This window comes from Streptomyces sp. a15, assembly GCF_059026085.1.
Genome location: NZ_JBWLKM010000274.1, coordinates 1 through 551 on the forward strand (window position 1 = coordinate 1; position 551 = coordinate 551).

Sequence of the window (551 nt, forward strand, 5' to 3'; positions counted from 1 at the left end):
GGTGGAGGCGGTGCCTGTGGGGGCGGGGGTGGTGTCGAACCGGGTTGAGGTGCTGCATGAGGCGGTGCGGGGTTTTCTGGCTGATCCGTTGTCTGCCCGCGTGGTGGGTGAGGGGGCGCGGGCGGCGGTGCTGGCCCGGTATGGGTTGTCGCGTTTCCTGGAGGACTGGGAGCGGTTGTTGAAGGAGGTGGTGGCCTGATGAGGATCGCCATGGTGTCCGAGCATGCCAGTCCGCTTGCCGCGTTGGGTGGTGTCGATGCGGGCGGCCAGAATGTGTATGTGGCCCGCCTCTCGGAGGAGTTGGCCCGGCGCGGGCATGACGTGACGGTCTACACCCGCCGCGACGGTACGCGTCTGCCGGACCGGGTTCCGCTGCCCGGGGGTGCGGTGGTCGAGCATGTGCCGGCCGGGCCGGCCGAGGCCGTTGCCAAGGACGACCTGTTCCCGCACATGCCGGCGTTCGGCTCCTACCTCGCGCGTGCCTTCGCTCGTGAGCGGCCCGGGGTGGTGCATGCCCATTTCTGGATGTCGGGCATGGCCGCCCGGATCGG

The 551-nt window shown here is 70.1% G+C and carries 1 protein-coding gene and 1 pseudogene; both read left to right on the top strand.

Going from position 1 to position 551, the window contains the following annotated elements; all coding sequences use genetic code 11:
- Positions 1–199, top strand: a pseudogene (locus AC5P09_RS52100) (glycosyltransferase family 1 protein); the annotation flags it as partial.
- Positions 199–551: glycosyltransferase (locus tag AC5P09_RS52105; protein WP_493880649.1), on the top strand; the 353-nt coding region annotated here is incomplete at its 3' end. The pseudogene AC5P09_RS52100 and the gene AC5P09_RS52105, both read left to right, overlap by 1 nt.